Raw genomic sequence first — 17,639 nt, 5'->3', positions numbered from 1 at the left:
ATTATTCGCCTGACGATGCGCCCGGCTCACCGCCCATGCGCCACAGCAGCAGGCGCGACTCACGCCAGTCGTGCAGTTCGATCGAGCGGTCCGCCGCCACCCCGGGCACCTCGAAGCTGTTGCTGATCAGCCAGGCGTCCGCTTTCATCTGTGCCCGGGCCTTATCCCAGAGAGCCGCCATGGGCGCTGGCGAGAGGAAGCAGTAGACCACCTCGAAGCGCGACAGGTCGGTGCGCCAGAGGCTGGCGTAGCGCACCCGGCAGTTGCGCTGGGGCAGGCAACGCAGCCAGGCGATGGCAAAGGTCAGGGGCGCGGTCTCGACGCCAACGAATTGCGCAGCGGGAAAGCGCCGGGCCAGGTGCAGCAGGGTGCCGGCCGGGCCGCAGCCGAGGTCGACGAAACGAAAGTCCGCCGGGCGCGTGGCAAGCAGCGCCACCAGCTGCTCCTGGCAGCGCGCACCGCTCAGGTACAACGGCACGCGCTCGACCAGGCTGTTCCAGTTGAGCAGCAGCACCAGCAGGAAGGCGAGGAAGAACACCCAGGACGGTAGCGACGCGCCACTGCTGAGCAGCACTGCGGGGACGAACAGCAGGTTCAGCCACCACCACCAGCGTGCCAGGCCCAGCCAGCTGCCCAGGCTGGCGGCCAGCAGCCCCTGGAGCAATCCGGCCAGCAGCCAGGGCGCGCGCCAGTCGGACAGTTGCGCCGCCAGATAGATCCCGCCGCCGACCAGCAGGGTCGCCAGCAGCTGCGCCAGCAAGGCGCGCAACGCCGGATTGTTTCCGATCACACTCGCGCCCATGCGCTCGTCCAGCCGTCCCAAGATGCCCCGCAGTGTACCGAGCGCCTCGGCCGGCTGCAGCAAGCGAGTCGGCCGCCCGCGCGTGCTAAACTCGCGGCCGGTTTTCCCCGCGACTCAACCCTCGAGACCCCCATGGCCAAACGCCAACTCAACCGCCGGCAAAGCTGGCGCATCGACAAGATCCAGGGCGAGCGTGCCGCCCGCGCCGCCAAGCGCGAGTCACAAGCCGTGCAGATTTTGGAAGGCGGCGACCTCGGCCCGGAACAGGTGGGCCTGGTGATCGCCCACTTCGGCGTGCAGGTCGAGGTCGAGGCCCAGGACGGCGAACAGCGCGGCCAGGTGTTCCGCTGCCACCTGCGCGCCAACCTGCCGACCCTGGTCACCGGCGACCGCGTGGTGTGGCGCGCCGGCAACCAGGGCATCGGCGTGATCGTCGCGCAGCTGCCACGCGACAGCGAACTGTGCCGCCCGGACAGCCGCGGCCAGCTGAAGCCGGTGGCGGCCAACGTCGACCTGATCGTCATCGTCTTCGCGCCGCTGCCCGAGCCCCACGCCAACCTGATCGACCGCTACCTGGTGGCCGCCGAGCATGCCGGCATCCGTCCGCTGCTGCTGCTGAACAAGGCCGACCTGATCGACACGCAGAACGGCCCGGCGCTCGAAGCCCTGCTCGCGGTCTATCGCCAGCTCGGCTACCCGCTGCTGGAGGTCTCGGCCCACCAGGGCGACGGCATGGAGAAGCTCAAGCAGCAGCTGGACGACCACGTCAGCGTCTTCGTCGGACAATCCGGGGTGGGCAAGTCGTCGCTGGTCAACAGCCTGCTACCGGGCGTGGACACCCGGGTCGGTGCGCTGTCGGAGCTGACCGGCAAGGGCACCCACACCACCACCACCGCGCGGCTGTTCCACTTCCCCGGCGGCGGCGAGCTGGTCGACTCCCCCGGCATTCGCGAATTCGGCCTGGTGCACGTCAGTCGCGACGACGTCGAGGCGGGCTTCATCGAGTTCCACGAGCTGCTCGGCCACTGTCGCTTCCGCGACTGCAAGCACGACCGCGAGCCCGGCTGCGCCCTGCTCAAGGCCCTGGAGGACGGGCGCATCCACCCGCAGCGCATGGCCAGCTACCGGCACATCCTCGCCAGCCTGCCGGAAGCGGACTACTGAAACGACAAGGCCGCGATCACCCGCGGCCTTGACCCGGCAGGTGCCGCTCACTGACCAGGCTGGTCGAGCCGCAGCACCCCGTCCTCGAAGATATTCAAGCGCTTGCGCAGCTCCTCCGCCGAGGCCGGCGGCAATGGCTCGTCCGGCGACGACGCGGCCGAGCCACCATCGCTCGCCGGCGCCGCCTCGCCGCCCTGCGGCTCGCCCTCGATGGCCCGCTGCGCCTTCTTGGTCAGCACGGTGATGTCGATGCGCCGGTTCACCGGGTTCAGCGGGTTCTTTCGATCGAACAGGGCCGACGAGGCGTAGCCGACCACGCGCGCCAGCTGTTCCTCGTCGTAGCCGCCGGCCACCAGCACGCGCCGGGCGGCGTTGGCGCGATTGGCGGACAGCTCCCAGTTGCCGAAGTCGCCAGCCCCGGCGAAGGGCTTGGCATCGGTGTGGCCGCTGATGCTGATCTTATTCGGCACCGCCTTGATGGTGTCGACCATGGCCAGCAGGATGTCTTCGAAATAGGGCTGCAGGCGCGCACTGCCGAGGTCGAACATCGGCCGGTTCTCGGCATCGACGATCTGGATGCGCAGGCCGTCCTGGGTGATCTCGAACAGGATCTGGTCCTTGAAGCGCTGCAACTGCGGATTCTCCTCGACCCTGTTCTGCAGCTCCTGTAGCAGCAGCTTCAGACGCTCGCGCTCCAGCTCTTCGGCCATGGATTCGGCCTGCTCCGGGTCGACCTCGACCGCCTCGCCATCGACCCGCTCGCTGTCGGCCGGTTCCTGGATCTCCGGGTTCAGGGTGCGGTCCGGTGACGGCGTGGGCGAGCCACCGAGATCGATCACATAGGGGCTGGCGCTCTCGCTGAAACCGATCGGGTCCTTGAAATAGCCGGAGATCAGCTTCTTCTGCTCCGGCGAGGCCGAGGACATCAGCCACATCACCAGGAAGAACGCCATCATCGCCGTGGCGAAGTCGGCGAAGGCGATCTTCCAGGCGCCGCCATGGTGGCCGCCGGCGGTCTTCTTGACCCGTTTGACGATGATCGGCTGATTATTTTCCATGACTCATCAGTTTCCGCGCATCGCCTGTTCCAGCTCGGTGAAGCTCGGCCGGTGCGCCGGGAACAGCGTCTTGCGCGCGAACTCGACGGCCAGCGTCGGCGGCATGCCGGACGCCGAGGCCACCAGAGCGGCCTTGATCGATTCGTAGACGTTGAGTTCTTCCTTGGCGTCGTGCTCCAGGGCATTGGACAAGGGACCGAAGAAGCCATAGGACGCGAGGATGCCGAGGAAGGTGCCGACCAGGGCCGTGCCGACCTTCTCGCCGATCTGCGCGTTATCGGCTTCGGCGAGGATCGACATGGTGATCACGATACCCAGCACCGCCGCCACGATCCCCATCGCCGGCATGCCGTCGGCGACCTTGGCCACGGCATGGGCGGGATGCTCGAGTTCCTCCTTGAGGCTGGCCATCTCCATGTCGAACAGGCCCTCCAGCTCATGGGGCGCCATGTTGCCGGACGACATGATGCGCAGGTAGTCGCAGATGTAGGCGGTCATCCGCTCATCCTTGAGGATCGCCGGGTACTTGCTGAAGATCGGGCTGGCGGCCGGCTCCTCGAGGTCGGCCTCGATGGCCATCATGCCCTCGCGCCGGCTCTTGTTGAGGATCTCGTAGAGCAGCTTCAGCACCTCCAGGTAGAAGGTATGGGTGAAGCGCGAACTGAACATCTTCAGCGACTTCTTGAAGACGTGCATGAAGGTGCTGCCTGGGTTGGCCTGGAGGAAGGCGCCCAGGGCCGCACCGCCGATGATCATCACCTCGAAGGGGTGCACCAGGGCCATGAACTTGCCGCCGGAAAGAATAAAGCCGCCGATCACGCTGGCGAGCACGACGATGATGCCGATGATTTTTGCCATATAGAGAAAACTTGCAGGAACCAGGAGTTGGGGTTTGTTGAATCAACCCTTCTATTTATCGGAAGGAATGCGCGAGACTATAGCCTGTTAAGTGCAAAAGCCAGTTTGGCTCCCCCATGCCGACGCCCCTACCCCGCAGTCTCGACGCCTGGCTCAAACAGCTGGACAAACAACCTATACCGGTGCCTGCCGACAGTCACCAGCGGGTATGTCGCGCCCTGGCGGACAGTCGCTGCTCGCTGCGCGACATCGCCGAGCTGATGCAAGCCAGCCCGGCGCTGTCACTGCGCGTACTGCGCGAGGCCAATCGCCATAGCGGCGGCCTCGGCGAGCCGGCGGAGAGCCTGGAAAGCGCCATCGGTCGCCTGGGCCTGCAGCGCACCGAGGAACTGGTGCAGCGCCAGCCGACCCTGCCGGCCGAGGAGGTTCCCCCGGCACTGCGGCAGATCCAGCTGGTCAGCCAGCATGCCAGCCAGCAGGCCAACGGCCTGTTCGCCGGGCGCCTGGCCCGGCTCTGGCAGGAAATCCACTGGGGCAGCCTGCTGTTTCTCGCGCCGATCTGGACCCTGCTTGCCGCGCGGCCGGAGCTGTTCGAAACCTGGGAGCAGCGCGTCCTGGTCAAGGGCGAGCCGGCCAGCCGGGTCGAGCAGGAGCTGCTCGGCGTGCCCCTGCTCGAGCTCTGCCTGGCCCTGGCCGAACGCTGGCGCCTGCCGGAGTGGATCGTGCAGGGCTATCGCCTGCTGACCCAGGATCGCCGCCTGCTGATCAAGGCGCTGCATATCGCCCGCGATAACGAGCACCCGCTGCACCAGCAGCAGATGCTCGATGCCGATCCCCAGCTGCGCCGCTGGCTGACCCAGCCGGCCAACACCATAGTGCTGGCCAACGGCCTGGCGCTATCGGCCCACCAGGCCTGGAGCAGCCCGCACAGCCTGCGCTGGCAGCGCCTGAGCGGACTCTACCTGCAGCTTCCGCTGGTCGAAGTGCAGCAGCAGATTCACCAGCAGGCCGCCCAGAGTGCGCGCCTGCATGCCGCCAGCGGCCTCTGGCACCCGGCCGAGGCGCTGCTGTGGCCGCCCACCGCCCGCCACCTGCGCAGCGCCGTGCCAGAGGCGCCGGCACCGGCACCGGCGAAAGCCACGGCAGTCGATGAATGGCGACGCCTGTGCACGCAGCTGCTCGCCCAGCCCAGCGCCTTCAACAACCTCGAGCAGCTCGCCAGCGGCGCCAGCCAGGCCCTGCAGGCCTGCGGCCTGGCGCGCGTGCTGCTGCTGCTGGCCGACCGCAGCCACAGCCGCCTGCGCGCACTGCAGCACGCCGGCCTGGAGCAGCCAGGCAGCGGACTGGCGCTCGACCCCCAGCACAGCCAGGTGCTGCGCCGCCTGCTGAAGGAGCCGGGGCAGTTGCGCCTGAGCCCCAGCAATATCGCCCAGTTCTCCGCCCTGCTACCCGGCGCGCTCAAGGCACTGTTTCCCAGTGAGCACCTGCTGCTCCGCTCGCTGGCCTGCAACGGCCGGGTGGCCCTGCTGCTGGTCGTCGACCGCAACGGCGGCGCCTTCAGCGACACCCAGCTGCAGGCCTTCGGCAAGACGGCCCAGTGCATCGAGCGGGCCCTGAACAGCTTTGCCAGACGCGCGCCCTAGGCTTTCCGCTACAATTCGCCCCTTCTCCGACTAAGAGGTCCAGCATGACTGCCTTCGCCGAGTTGCCGTTGGTTATCCAGCCGGCCGATCTGGCCAGCCGCCTGAGCGCCCCCGAGCTGATCCTGGTCGATCTGACCAGCGCACCGCGCTATGCCGCCGGACACATTCCCGGCGCCCGCTTCGTCGACCCGAAACGCACCCAGCTGGGTCAGCCGCCGGCACCCGGCCTGCTGCCGGAACAGGCACAGCTGCAACAGCTATTCGGCGAACTGGGACACAACCCGGACGCCGTCTACGTGGTGTACGACGACGAGGGTGGCGGCTGGGCCGGTCGCTTTATCTGGCTGCTGGATGTGATCGGCCACGGCCGCTACCACTACCTTGACGGCGGCCTGGTGGCCTGGCTGGCCGAGGAGCGCCCGCTAAGCGGCGATCAGCCAGCCCCACTGTCCGCCGCAGCGTCGCTGAGCTTCAGCACGGCGCCCAGCGCCACGCGCGAGTACCTGCAGAGCCGCCTGGGGGCCAATGACCTGGCGATCTGGGACGCCCGCTCCCCGGCCGAGTACCGCGGCGAGAAGGCCCTGGCAGCCAAGGCCGGGCACATTCCCGGCGCGGCAAACCTGGAGTGGACCGCCTGCATGGATCAGGCCCGAGCCCTGCGCCTGCGCCAGGACCTGCCCGAGCTGCTCGCCGACCTGGGCATCACCCCGGACAAGGAAGTGATCACCCACTGCCAGACCCATCACCGCTCCGGCCTCACCTACCTGGTGGCCAAGGCCCTCGGCTACCCGCGCGTCAAGGCCTATGCGGGTTCCTGGGGCGAGTGGGGCAACCACCCGGACACCCCGGTCGAACGTTGAATCGCCGCGCCTCGGCCGGCCCTTAAGGAAACCCGATGAAACAGCGTCTATTTATCCTCAGCCAGTACCTGCTGCCCCACCACCTGCTGTCACGCCTGATCGGCCATGCCGCAGAGTGCCGCGCGCCCTGGTTCAAGAACCGCCTGATCGACTGGTTCATCAAGCGCTACCAGGTCGACATGAGCGAAGCCCAGTGCGAGCAGCCGAGCGCCTTCGAACACTTCAACGCCTTTTTCACCCGGGCGCTGAAGGATGGCGCCCGCCCGCTGGACGACAGCCCGGACGCGGTGCTCTGCCCGGCCGACGGTGCGGTCAGCCAGTTGGGGCCGATCGAGCACGGGCGGATCTTCCAGGCCAAGGGCCACAGCTTCAGCGCGGTCGAGCTGCTCGGCGGCGATGCCGAGCGCGCCGCGCCGTTCATGGGCGGCGCATTCGCCACCATCTACCTGTCGCCGAAGGACTACCACCGGGTGCACATGCCCCTGGCCGGCACGTTGCGGGAAATGGTCTACGTGCCGGGGCGGCTGTTCTCGGTCAACCAGACCACGGCGCAGAATGTCCCCGAGCTGTTTGCCCGCAACGAGCGGGTGGTCTGCCTGTTCGACACCGAGCGCGGGCCGATGGCCGTGGTGCTGGTCGGGGCGATGATCGTCGCCTCGATCGAGACGGTCTGGGCCGGCTTGGTGACCCCGCCCAAGCGCAGCCTCAAGAGCGTGCGCTATGACGAGGCGGCGCGCGCACCTATCAGCCTGGACAAGGGCGCGGAACTGGGCCGTTTCAAGCTGGGCTCCACCGCCATCGTCCTGTTCGGCCCGGACCAGGTGCAGTGGGCCGAACAGCTCGGCGCCGACAGCCAGGTGCGGATGGGCCAAAGACTCGGCAGCAGCCGCCAGGCCTGAGACTCACCCATTTGCCGCCAGGGCCAGGCGCAGCCCTGGCCCTGGCGGCAAAACGCAAGCAATCTTGGTGATTCACCCCTCGCGCCGAACGCCGGCGGCGCCCAGCGGTCCAACTGCCGCCCCCTCACACTCCCCCGCGTGCGGGCCTGCATTCGGTCACAGCGTGAACGAAGGGTTCTAGCGATGGCTGCACCCCCGCGCGGATGCTGCTAGAGTCTGCAACATTATTATTAGATCGACCCGCCTCGGCCGCTGGCGTTGGAGTCTCCGATTTAGATGGATAGACAGAGTCCTCACCTGCTGCTCCGCGTCCCCACACCGGACAAGCAGAGCCTGTCGTTCTGCCAAGCGCACCCGCGCGACCTCAAACACTGGATTGCCGGCCTGCCCAAGGCCAACATCGGCGAAACGGCCCGTCAGCTCTATCAGGCCCTGGTCGAGCTCAACCAGCTGCAGACCCCCTCCGACATGCGCCTGCAACTGCTCGAGCTGCTGCGTCCCGAGGTGTACTTCGTCTGCAAGCACCTGGAGCGGCACTTCCTCAGCCAGGCCATCGTGCTCGACGAGCGCCCGCGCAAAGTCGCCAACCTGTGCCAAGCGCTGCAGAACCACCTGGCGGTCGGCTACAAGCTGATCATCGTCCGCCTCGCCACCCAGACCAGCCGCGAGCAGATCCAAGCCCTGACCCTCGCCCTGCAGCGCGCGATCCACAGCCTGTGCGCCCCGTTGATCCGCACCAGCCAGCTGTATTGCCCGGTGCCGGAAGGTCTCTGGCTTGAACTGCACCAGCTCTACCAGATCGCCCGGCAACGTAACCTGCATCAAGTGGCGATCCGCGACCCCCTGGGCACCCACACCCAGGGATTGAGCATCGAGCAGAACTACCTGGTGGCCCTGATGCTCGGCTCTGCTCGCTGCAACCAGATGCGCCAGAACAGCATCGCGCGCCTGGCAGAGGTCCTCGAACCCTGGAGCGCCCTGGTGCGCCTGCAGGCGGGCGACGCCCCCTCCAGCCTGTTCGCCGTGTCGCCGCAACAGGACGGTCCGCCACGCTACAGCTCGCTGTTCCAGCCCAGCGAACTGCACCATGCCCTCGGCATCGATCCAGGCCCGCTGGTCGATGCGATCAAGGAATACCTGCTGCTGCCAGCCGAAGACCGCGCCAGCGCGCGCCTGCTGGTTCCCGAGGGGCTCAGCCAGGACATGCTGCAACATCTCAGCGCGGCCTGGGGGGACATCGCCGAGCGCACCTTTCAGCGCACCCCCGGGCAGGGCTCGCTGACCCTGTGCATCGGCATGAGTGCACTGCATTTCTTCCTGTCCAGCCAGCGCGCCTTCAGCAAGACGCTGCAACTACCCGTCAGCAATTCGGTCGAGTTCAAGCCACGCAGCGGTGCTCCCGATGTCTGGGCCAAGGCGTTCGACGCCCAGCAAACGACCAACTGGGAGCAGGGCCTGCCGTTCGAGGAGATCGAGTACAGCAAGCCCCCATCGCCAACGGCCCAGGGCGGCCAGCCGCAGGCCGCCGAGAGCAAGGAGAGCTACCCGAGCTACGCGCTGCCCATCATCAACCACAGCCCAGGCGGCTACTGCCTGTCCTGGCCGAAGGAGGTGCCCAGCCAGCTGCAGGCCGGCGAACTGCTCGGCGTGCAGGACAACCCCGAACAGGGCTGGAGCGTCGCGGTGGTGCGCTGGATACGCCAGGTCCGCGGCGGCGGCACCCAGATGGGCATCGAGCTGATCGCCCCCCACGCCCAGGCCTGCGGCCTGCAACTGGTGCGCAAGGCCGACCAGAGCAGCCAGTACCTGCGGGCCTTGCTGCTGCCGGCAATCAGTGCCATCTCCCGTCCAGCGACACTGGTCACGCCCAGGCTGCCTTTTCAGGAAGGCAACAAGGTCATGATCAACCTCAATGGCACGGAACGCCGTGCCGTGCTCAGTCGCCGGCAGACCAGCACCGGCAGTTTCAGTCAGTTCGAGTACCGCAGCCTCGACCAGCCGGACACCCCCGCAGGGAAGCCCGTCACACCCTCGGGAAGCCGCGGCGCAGGCGGGGAGGAAGACTTTGACTCGCTCTGGAAGTCGCTGTAGATTGCCGGTTCTCTACCTTTTGTCGCCTTTTCGCGCCCGTTCGGCGCAGACCTGACCCCACCATGGCCATCGAAAAAAAGACTATTCGACTGCTGATCCTGGAAGACTCGCAGAATGAGGCCGAGCGCCTCGTCAGCCTGTTCCGCAACGCCGGCCGCGCGACCCGGGTGCACCGCCTGAGTTCGAGCGAGGACCTGGCCGACGCCCTACAGCAGAGCTGGGACCTGCTGATCGCCGCGCCCAGCAGCGAGCACCTCGCCCCCGGCGAGGCGATCAACGCCATCCGCCGCCAGGCCAAGGACATTCCGGTCATCCAGCTGCTCGACGGCAACGACTCCGACAGCATCACCGAGGCCCTGACCCTGGGCGCCCAGGACGCCCTGCCGCAAGGCGAGGACGAGCGCCTGATCCTGGTGGCCCAGCGCGAGCTGGCCAACCTAGAGGAACGCCGTGCGCGACGGGCCGCCGAAGTGGCCCTGCGCGAAGCGGAGAAGCGCTGCCAACTGCTGCTCGAGAGCTCGGTCGACGCCATCGCCTACGTCCACGACGGCATGCACATCTATGCCAACCGTTCCTATCTCGAGCTGTTCGGCTACGAGGACGCCGAGGAGCTGGAGGGCATGCCGATGATCGACCTGATCGCCGCCGCCGACCAGGCAGGTTTCAAGGACTTTCTTAAGGGCTACCAGGGCGCCGAAGGCAACGCCGAACTGGGCTGCACCGGGGTCAAGGCCAGCGGCGACAGCTTCAAGGTACGGATGAGCTTCTCGGCGGCCAGCTATGACGGCGAGCCGTGCATCCAGGTGGTGATTCGCGGCGAGGTCGGCAACGCCGAACTGGAGGAAAAGCTGCGGGAAATCAGCAGCCAGGATCTGGTCACCGGCCTGTACAACCGCAATTACTTCCTGGAACTGATGGACGCTGCCGCCGAGCGCGCGGTGAACATCGGCCAGCCGGCCAGCCTGGCCTACATCCGCGTCGACCAGTACGCCAGCCTGCTCGCCGAAGTCGGCCTGGCCGGCATCGACCTGCTGCTGACCGACCTGGCCAACCTGCTGCGCGCGCACTTCGCCGGCGAGGCGCAACTGGCCCGCTTCGGCGACGACGTATTCACCGTGCTGCAACCCGGCCTGACCCCGGAACAGTCGCGGGAAGGCCTGACGGCCGTGCTGAAGAAAGTCGAAAGCCATCTGTTCGACATCAGTGGCCGCACCGCCCAGACGACCCTGTCGATCGGCGTCGCCGGCCTCAGCGAGAAGACCACCAAAGCCCAGGACGTGGTCAACCGCGCGCAACGCTGCGCCGACGAACTGAGCGAAGGCAACGCCCTGAAACTGTTCGACCCGTCCGCCGAGCTGGCCGCCGCCGCCAACCGCGGCAGCATCGTGGCGATGGTCCAGCAGGCGCTTGAGAACAACAGCTTCCGCCTGCTGTTCCAGCCGATCATCAGCCTGCGCGGCGACAGTCACGAGCACTACGAAGTGCTCCTGCGCATGCTCAACCCCCAAGGACAGGAGGTGCCGCCACCGGACTTCCTCAACGCCGCCAAGGAGGCCGGCCTCGGCGAGAAGATCGACCGCTGGGTGATCCTCAATTCGATCAAGCTGCTCGCCGACCACCGCAGCAAGGGTCACAACACCCGCCTGTTCGTTCACCTGTCGAGCGCCAGCCTGCAGGACCAGACCCTGCTGCCCTGGCTCAGCGTCGCCCTGAAGGCCGCGCGCCTGCCTTCGGACTCGCTGGTCTTCCAGCTCAACGAGCCGGACGCCATCGCCTACCTGAAACAGGCCAAGGCCCTGACCCATGGCCTGCGCGAGCTGCATTGCAAGGTGGCCCTGAGCCAGTTCGGCTGCGCCCTGAACCCGTTCAACACGCTCAAGCACCTGCAGCTGGACTTCATCAAGATCGACGGCTCCTACTCCCAGGACCTCAACACGGCGGACAGCCAGGAAGCCCTGAAGACCCTGCTGGCCAGCCTGCATGCCCAGGCCAAGCTGACCATAGTGCCCTTCGTCGAGAGCGCCAGCGTCCTGGCCACGCTGTGGCAGGCCGGGGTCAACTACATCCAGGGCTACTACCTGCAGGCGCCGAGCCAGTCGATGAACTACGACTTCTCCTCCGACGACGAGTGACACCGCCCGCCGAAATGAAAAAGCCGCCCGTGGGCGGCTTTTTCATGTCGATTTCAGGCCAGTCCGTCGCGGTCGCGGAACCCCAGCAGATAGAGGATGCCGTCCAGCCCCAGGGTGGAGATGGCCTGCTTGGCCGACTGCTTGACCAGAGGCTTGGCGCGAAACGCCACGCCCAGCCCGGCTATCGCCAGCATCGGCAGGTCGTTGGCGCCATCGCCCACGGCGATGGTCTGCTCCAGGCGCAGGCCTTCCTGGTCCGCCAGCTGGCGCAACAGGTCGGCCTTGCGCTGGGCATCGACGATCGGCTCGACCGCCACGCCGGTGACCCGGCCATCGACGATCTGCAGTTCGTTGGCGAACACATAGTCGATGCCCAGCTTGGCTTGCAGCTGCTTGGCGAAATAGCTGAAGCCGCCCGAGAGGATGGCGGTCTTGTAGCCCAGCCGGCGCAGCTCGGCGAACAGCGTCTCCGCCCCCTCGGTCAGCCGCAGCGAGGCGCCGATATCGGCCAGCACGGTTTCCGGCAGGCCCTTGAGCAGCGCCATGCGCTCCCTGAAGCTGGCGGCGAAGTCCAGCTCGCCGCGCATGGCCCGCTCGGTGATCGCCGCCACCTGCTCGCCGACCCCGGCGGCCTTGGCCAGCTCGTCGATCACTTCCGCCTCGATCAGCGTGGAGTCCATGTCGAACACCGCCAGGCGGCGGTTGCGGCGAAACAGCGAGTCGCGCTGGAAGGCGATGTCGACATTCAGCTCCTGAGCGACACTGAGGAACTCGGCACGCAGCGCAGCCGGATCGGCCGGCTCGCCGCGCACGGAGAACTCGATGCAGCCCTTGCTCTGCTCGGCCGGGGTGTCCAGCGGCATGCGCCCGGACAGGCGGTCGATATGGTCGATATTCAGGCCGTAGCGGGCGGTGATCGCGCTGACCCGCTGCAGCTGCTCGGCGGTGACCTTGCGGGTCAGCAGGGTGACGATGTGCCGGGCCTTGCCCTGACCGCCCACCCACTGTTGGTAGTCCGCCTCCGAGACCGGGGTGAAGCGCACCTGCTGGTCCAGCTTGTAGGCGGTGAACAGCACATCCTTGAGTACCGAGGAGGCCTGTTCGGTATCCGGGATCTCGACCAGGATGCCGAACGACAGGGTGTCATGGATCACCGCCTGGCCGATGTCGAGGATATTCACCCCGCCCTGGGCCAGCACGCCGGTGATGGCGGCGGTGAGACCGGGGCGGTCCTCGCCAGTGATATTGATCAGGACGATTTCGCGCACGGCGCACCCCCAGGGCTCGGTTGAAAAATGGACCACCAGCCAAACGCTGAGCAGGCCGGAGAAAAGCCGCACATTCTAACCATTTTCGCAGCCGTACGGGCATGCGCGACGCTTTGCCCGCTGCAGGGCGGTCGCTATACTGCGCGGCAACTCCAGTCGACGAGAGCCGAGCTCTGTGAACCGGCCCGCCCCCGTAAAGCCCGACAACTTCTTCCTCCTGCTGTTTCAGGCCCTGCGCCAACGCCGGGTGCCGCTGGCCCTGCGCATCGCCAGCCACAGCCTGCTGCTGGTGGCCCTGGCGCTGGTGATCTATGCCTGGGTCATCGGCATGCAGTTCAAGCAGGCCATGCAGCAGCAGGCCGAGGCCCTGGGCACCAGCCTGATCACCCAGACCGCCGCCTCGGCCACCGAGCTGCTGGTGTCCAACGACATCCTCAGCCTCAACGTGCTGCTGAACAACCTGGTGAAGAACCCACTGGTGGCCCACGCCGCGATCTACAGCGTGGACAATCGCATCCTCGCCGAAGCCGGCGCCCGCCCCAGCAAGAACATGCTCGGCGAAACCGAGGGCCTGTACTCGACCCCCATCACCTTCCAGGAGGTCATCGCCGGCCAGCTGCGCATCAGCCTCGACATGCGCCAGTTCCAGCAGCCGATGACCATCAGCCTGCAGAGCATGGGCATCCTCAGCCTGATCCTGCTGGCGCTGACCCTCAGCCTGAGCCTGCGCCTGGGCCGGCATATCTCCACGCCGCTGCTGCAACTGCGGGTCTGGCTGCGCGACCCGGACGACCCGGCGCCCGGCGCCGGTCGCCAGGACGAGATCGGCGACCTGGCGCGCCAGCTGCAGGCCCGCCTGGTGCCGGAGAAGCCGGAGGTGGAGGGGCTCGACGATGAAGACCAGGGGTTCGAGGACGACGAGCAGTACCTGGACGACAGGCTCGACGACGAGCCCGGCTTCGCCGTACCCAACCTGCGCAACGAGCGCGTCGACGAGCTCGACGCCGACGATGACGAGCACCTCGACCCCTTCGCCGATCTGCGCGATGTCCCCGCGCAACAGCCGCCGGCACCGCCTGCGGCGCCGCAGCCCAGCGCCGTGCTGGCCATCCAGCTGGGCGCCCAGGAGCAACTGCGGCGCCTGCCACGGGCGCGCCTGCTCGATCTGCTGCAGCGTTACCGCGACTGCCTGAACCAGGCGGCCGAGCTCTACCAGGGCGAACTGCACACCCTCAGCGATGGCAGCAGCCTGATGCTGTTCCACAGCCGGGACAGCGGCGACGACTACCTGACCCACGCCATCTGCTGTGGCGAGCTGATGCGCGCACTCGGCCATGCCCTGCAGATCGAGGTCGCCGACAGCGGCATCACCCTGCAACTGCAACTGGGCCTGACCCAGGGCAGCGAATTGGTCGACCTCAGCCAGGGCGACCTGCTGCTCAGCGAAACCGCCCAGGACGCCCTGGCCCTGTCCCAGCACAGCCGCAATCTGCTGCTGCTGGAGCGGCGCATCGCCGAAGACCCGCTGGTTCGCCAGCGCAGCCGCATACGCGCCATCGCCAGCCCGGACGGCGCCAGTTGTGTGGAGCGGCTGCTGGAGCCTTACCCGTCACTGCTGGAGCGGCAACTGGCGCGCATGCACGAGAGCCACTGACCCCCAGGGCGGCGTCCAGTAAACAGCAGCCACAAAAAAGCCCCGCGCCAAGCGCGGGGCTTTTTTGTGCTCGAGCCACCGGCCCGACTGGCCCTGACGTCAGAAGCGAAACACCTCGCCCTCGTTCCTGAGCGGTTCGGCCACCGGAATCTTCGGCTTGGCCGGCTTCGCCGCCGGCGTGACCGGGGCCTTCTTGCGCGGCTCCTTGGCCACCTCCGGCGGCAGATCGCCGTACTCCTGCACCGCCAGCGCCACCTGCTCGACCAGTTGGCGCATCACCAGGCTCTGGGCCCGCACCTGGTCGGCGATGGAGCCCTCATGGGTCTCTTCCAGGCGCACCAGCCGGCCGTCGAGCAACTTCCCCTCGCCGCTCAGCAGGCGCCAGTGGGCCTCCAGCACGGCGGGACGCTGCGGGCCGGAGTCGAGGCGGCTGATGGCCAGCAGCACCTGGACCTGGGGGCTGAAGCCGGGCGTCGCCGGCGCCATCACCAGGCGCTGGCTGTTCAGCCGCGCCGCCAGTTGGCGCAGCAGCTGGCGATCGATGTCCGCCGCCAGGCTGCCGGCCCAGCGCCCGTCACGGGCCGCGGTCAGGCTGCCATCGGGCTGGCGTTGCAGCAGGGCCTCGCGCTGCAGGTAATCGGCAATCGACACCGGCCCCAGCAGCACCGCCACCCCACCCTTGTCGGTGGGCAGCGGGGCATTGCCGCCGTCGAGCTGATACAGCGGAACCGGTTGGTAGGCCGTGCAGCCGACCAGGCCGAGCAGGCCGGTCAGCAGCAGGATCAAGGGAAGGCGCACTACAGTCATTGCTCTCATCCGGCCGGCAGGCACTGCCGGCAGTCAAACCTGGGTTGGCGAATGCATTCAGCCGTCCTGATGCATCCCGCGGCCCACCATCATCCGCCAAAGCGGCGCACGACTCCAGCCTCGTGCGCCGCTTCGGCTCATCCGGCCTGTTCCACCAGCAGCCCATCGACCCGCTGGAAACCGCGCGGCAGCTTGTTGCCGCGGCGCCCGCGCTCGCCCTTGTAGTGCTCCAGGTCATCGGCCTTGAGCGACAGGGTGCGCTTGCCCGCCTGCAGCACCAGGGTGCTACCGGCCGGCAGCACCGCCAGGTCGCTGAGGTATTCCTCGCGACTGGCGACCCGCTCGCCGGGAATGCCGATGATCTTGTTGCCCTTGCCCTTGCCCAGCTGCGGCAGGTCGGCGACCTTGAACAGCAACAGGCGGCCCTCGGTGGTCACCGCCGCCAGCCAGTCCTCCTCGCGATTGGCCAGGGGCTTGGGCGCGATCACCTTGGCCCCCGCCGGCAGGCTGAGCAGGGCCTTGCCGGCCTTGTTCTTGGCCTGCAGGTCCTCGCCCTTGACCACGAAACCGTAGCCGGCGTCGGAGGCGATCACGTAGAGCGCATTGTCGTCCGGCAGCAGCACGCACTCGAAACTCGCCCCCGGCGGCGGCGCCAGGCGCCCGGTCAGCGGCTCGCCCTGACCGCGCGCCGACGGCAACGAGTGCGCCGCCAGCGAGTAGCTGCGGCCGGTGGAGTCGATAAACACCGCGAACTGGTTGGAGCGCCCCGGCGCGGCCGCCTTGAAGCCGTCGCCGGCCTTGTAGGACAGGCCGGTGGCATCGATGTCGTGGCCCTTGGCGCAGCGCACCCAGCCCTTCTCGGACATCACCACGGTGATCGGCTCGGTCGGCAGCAACTCGGTTTCCGACAGGGCGCGGGCCTCGGCGCGCTCGACGATCGGCGAGCGCCGCGCGTCGCCATAGGTCTCGGCGTCCTTGATGATCTCGTCGCGCACCAGCTTCTTCAGCTTGACCTCACTGCCGAGCAGGGCCAGCAGCTTGGCGCGCTCCTTGGCCAGCTCGTCCTGCTCGCCGCGGATCTTCATCTCTTCCAGGCGCGCCAGCTGACGCAGGCGGGTGTCGAGGATGTAGTCGGCCTGCACCTCGGTCAGGCCGAAACGGGCCATCAGCACCGGCTTGGGTTGGTCCTCGGTACGGATGATGTGGATCACCTCGTCGAGATTGAGGAAGGCCACCAGCAGGCCCTCCAACAGGTGCAGGCGCTTCTCCACCTTGTCCAGGCGGAACTGCAGGCGCCGGCGCACGGTGTTCACCCGGTACTCCAGCCACTCGCGCAGCAGCTGGCGCAGGTTCTTCACCTGGGGCTTGCCGTCCAGGCCGATGACGTTGGTGTTGACCCGGTAGCTGGACTCCAGGTCTGTGGTGGCGAACAGGTGGGTCATCAGCTCGTCGGCATCGACCCGGTTGGAGCGCGGGATGATGACGATGCGGCAGGGGTGCTCGTGGTCCGACTCGTCGCGCAGGTCGGCGACCATCGGCAGCTTCTTGGCCTGCATCTGCCCGGCGATCTGCTCCAGCACCTTGGCCCCGGAGACCTGATGCGGCAGCGCGGTGACCACGATGTCGCCGTCCTCGATGCGATACACCGCGCGCATGCGCACCGAACCGCGGCCGGTCTCGTAGATCTTCAACAGATCGCTGCGCGGGGTGATCACCTCGGCCTCGGTGGGGAAGTCCGGGCCCAGCACGTGCTCGCAGAGCTGCTCGACCGTGGCGTCCGGCTGATCGAGCAGGCGCACGCAGGCGGCGGCGACCTCGCGCAGGTTGTGCGGCGGCACGTCGGTGGCCATGCCCACGGCGATGCCGGTGGTGCCGTTGAGCAACAGGTTGGGCAGGCGCGCCGGCAGGGTCGCCGGCTCGTTGAGGGTACCGTCGAAGTTCGGCACCCAGTCCACCGTGCCCTGGCCCAGTTCGGTCAGCAGCACCTCGGAGTAGCGCGACAGGCGCGCCTCGGTGTAGCGCATGGCGGCGAAGGACTTGGGATCGTCCGGCGCGCCCCAGTTGCCCTGGCCGTCGACCAGGGTGTAGCGATAGCTGAACGGCTGGGCCATCAGCACCATGGCCTCGTAGCAGGCCGAGTCGCCATGGGGGTGGAACTTGCCGAGCACGTCGCCGACGGTGCGCGCCGACTTCTTGTGCTTGGCGTCGGCGTCCAGGCCCAGCTCGCTCATGGCATAGACGATGCGCCGCTGCACGGGCTTGAGGCCATCGCCGATATGCGGCAGGGCGCGATCCATGATCACGTACATCGAGTAGTTGAGATAGGCCTGCTCGGTGAAGTCGGCAAGCGAGCGGCGCTCAACGCCATCCAGGCTCAGATCGAGGGATTCGCTCATGAAAGTC

Annotated in this window: 13 protein-coding genes; 7 read left to right on the top strand and 6 right to left on the bottom strand. The window is 67.6% G+C overall.

The features are described from left to right. Position 1: 1 nt before the first annotated feature. The gene (locus LPB260_RS07855) at positions 2–802 is read right to left on the bottom strand and encodes a class I SAM-dependent methyltransferase (RefSeq protein ID WP_208708140.1); all 801 of its coding nucleotides are present in this window, start codon (positions 800–802) and stop codon (positions 2–4) included. Positions 803–934: 132 nt separating this feature from the next. Between LPB260_RS07855 and rsgA the strand changes: the two genes are divergently transcribed. Next, positions 935–1,966, top strand: coding sequence for a small ribosomal subunit biogenesis GTPase RsgA (gene rsgA / locus LPB260_RS07850; RefSeq protein WP_208708139.1), 1,032 nt, complete (start codon positions 935–937; stop codon positions 1,964–1,966). 47 nt (positions 1,967–2,013) lie between these two features. Here the strand turns inward: rsgA and motB are convergent, their stop codons facing one another. After that, positions 2,014–3,024: a flagellar motor protein MotB gene (motB, locus tag LPB260_RS07845; protein WP_208708138.1), complete on the bottom strand. Its 1,011-nt coding sequence runs from the start codon at positions 3,022–3,024 to the stop codon at positions 2,014–2,016. 6 nt (positions 3,025–3,030) lie between these two features. Continuing rightward, entirely contained in the window at positions 3,031–3,882 is an 852-nt protein-coding gene (motA, locus tag LPB260_RS07840) for a flagellar motor stator protein MotA (protein WP_208708137.1), read from the bottom strand. A 116-nt stretch (positions 3,883–3,998) separates the two neighbouring features. On the opposite strand from motA, the gene LPB260_RS07835 reads away from it, so the two are divergent. From LPB260_RS07835 to LPB260_RS07815, 5 genes are all read left to right on the top strand, one after another. Beyond that, positions 3,999–5,525: an HDOD domain-containing protein gene (locus tag LPB260_RS07835; protein WP_208708136.1), complete on the top strand. Its 1,527-nt coding sequence runs from the start codon at positions 3,999–4,001 to the stop codon at positions 5,523–5,525. Positions 5,526–5,569: 44 nt separating this feature from the next. Further along, positions 5,570–6,385, top strand: coding sequence for a rhodanese-like domain-containing protein (locus tag LPB260_RS07830; protein ID WP_208708135.1), 816 nt, complete (start codon positions 5,570–5,572; stop codon positions 6,383–6,385). 35 nt (positions 6,386–6,420) lie between these two features. Beyond that, positions 6,421–7,284 carry an archaetidylserine decarboxylase gene (asd, locus tag LPB260_RS07825; protein ID WP_208708134.1) on the top strand — a complete coding sequence of 288 codons (864 nt, stop codon included), beginning with the start codon at positions 6,421–6,423 and terminating at the stop codon, positions 7,282–7,284. Positions 7,285–7,560: 276 nt separating this feature from the next. Continuing rightward, entirely contained in the window at positions 7,561–9,375 is a 1,815-nt protein-coding gene (locus LPB260_RS07820; protein ID WP_208708133.1) for a molecular chaperone, read from the top strand. 62 nt (positions 9,376–9,437) lie between these two features. Continuing rightward, positions 9,438–11,507 (top strand): EAL domain-containing protein, encoded by a 2,070-nt coding sequence (locus tag LPB260_RS07815; RefSeq protein ID WP_208708132.1) that lies wholly within the window; start codon positions 9,438–9,440, stop codon positions 11,505–11,507. A gap of 53 nt (positions 11,508–11,560) precedes the next feature. Here LPB260_RS07815 and serB read toward each other — a convergent pair whose 3' ends face one another. After that, positions 11,561–12,775, bottom strand: a complete 1,215-nt coding sequence (serB, locus tag LPB260_RS07810) for a phosphoserine phosphatase SerB (protein ID WP_208708131.1) — start codon at positions 12,773–12,775, stop codon at positions 11,561–11,563. Positions 12,776–12,950: 175 nt separating this feature from the next. On the opposite strand from serB, the gene LPB260_RS07805 reads away from it, so the two are divergent. Then, the gene (locus tag LPB260_RS07805) at positions 12,951–14,429 is read left to right on the top strand and encodes an AhpA/YtjB family protein (protein WP_208708130.1); all 1,479 of its coding nucleotides are present in this window, start codon (positions 12,951–12,953) and stop codon (positions 14,427–14,429) included. A 99-nt stretch (positions 14,430–14,528) separates the two neighbouring features. Here the strand turns inward: LPB260_RS07805 and LPB260_RS07800 are convergent, their stop codons facing one another. Beyond that, positions 14,529–15,236, bottom strand: coding sequence for a membrane integrity-associated transporter subunit PqiC (locus tag LPB260_RS07800; protein ID WP_208708129.1), 708 nt, complete (start codon positions 15,234–15,236; stop codon positions 14,529–14,531). 137 nt (positions 15,237–15,373) lie between these two features. Then, positions 15,374–17,632: a DNA topoisomerase IV subunit A gene (parC, locus tag LPB260_RS07795; protein WP_208708128.1), complete on the bottom strand. Its 2,259-nt coding sequence runs from the start codon at positions 17,630–17,632 to the stop codon at positions 15,374–15,376. Between the last annotated feature and the right edge of the window lie 7 nt (positions 17,633–17,639).

It is taken from the genome of Pseudomonas sp. LPB0260 (assembly GCF_013388395.1).
Note: the sequence above shows the minus strand (reverse complement) of the source record. Positions and strands in the feature narration are given on the sequence as shown.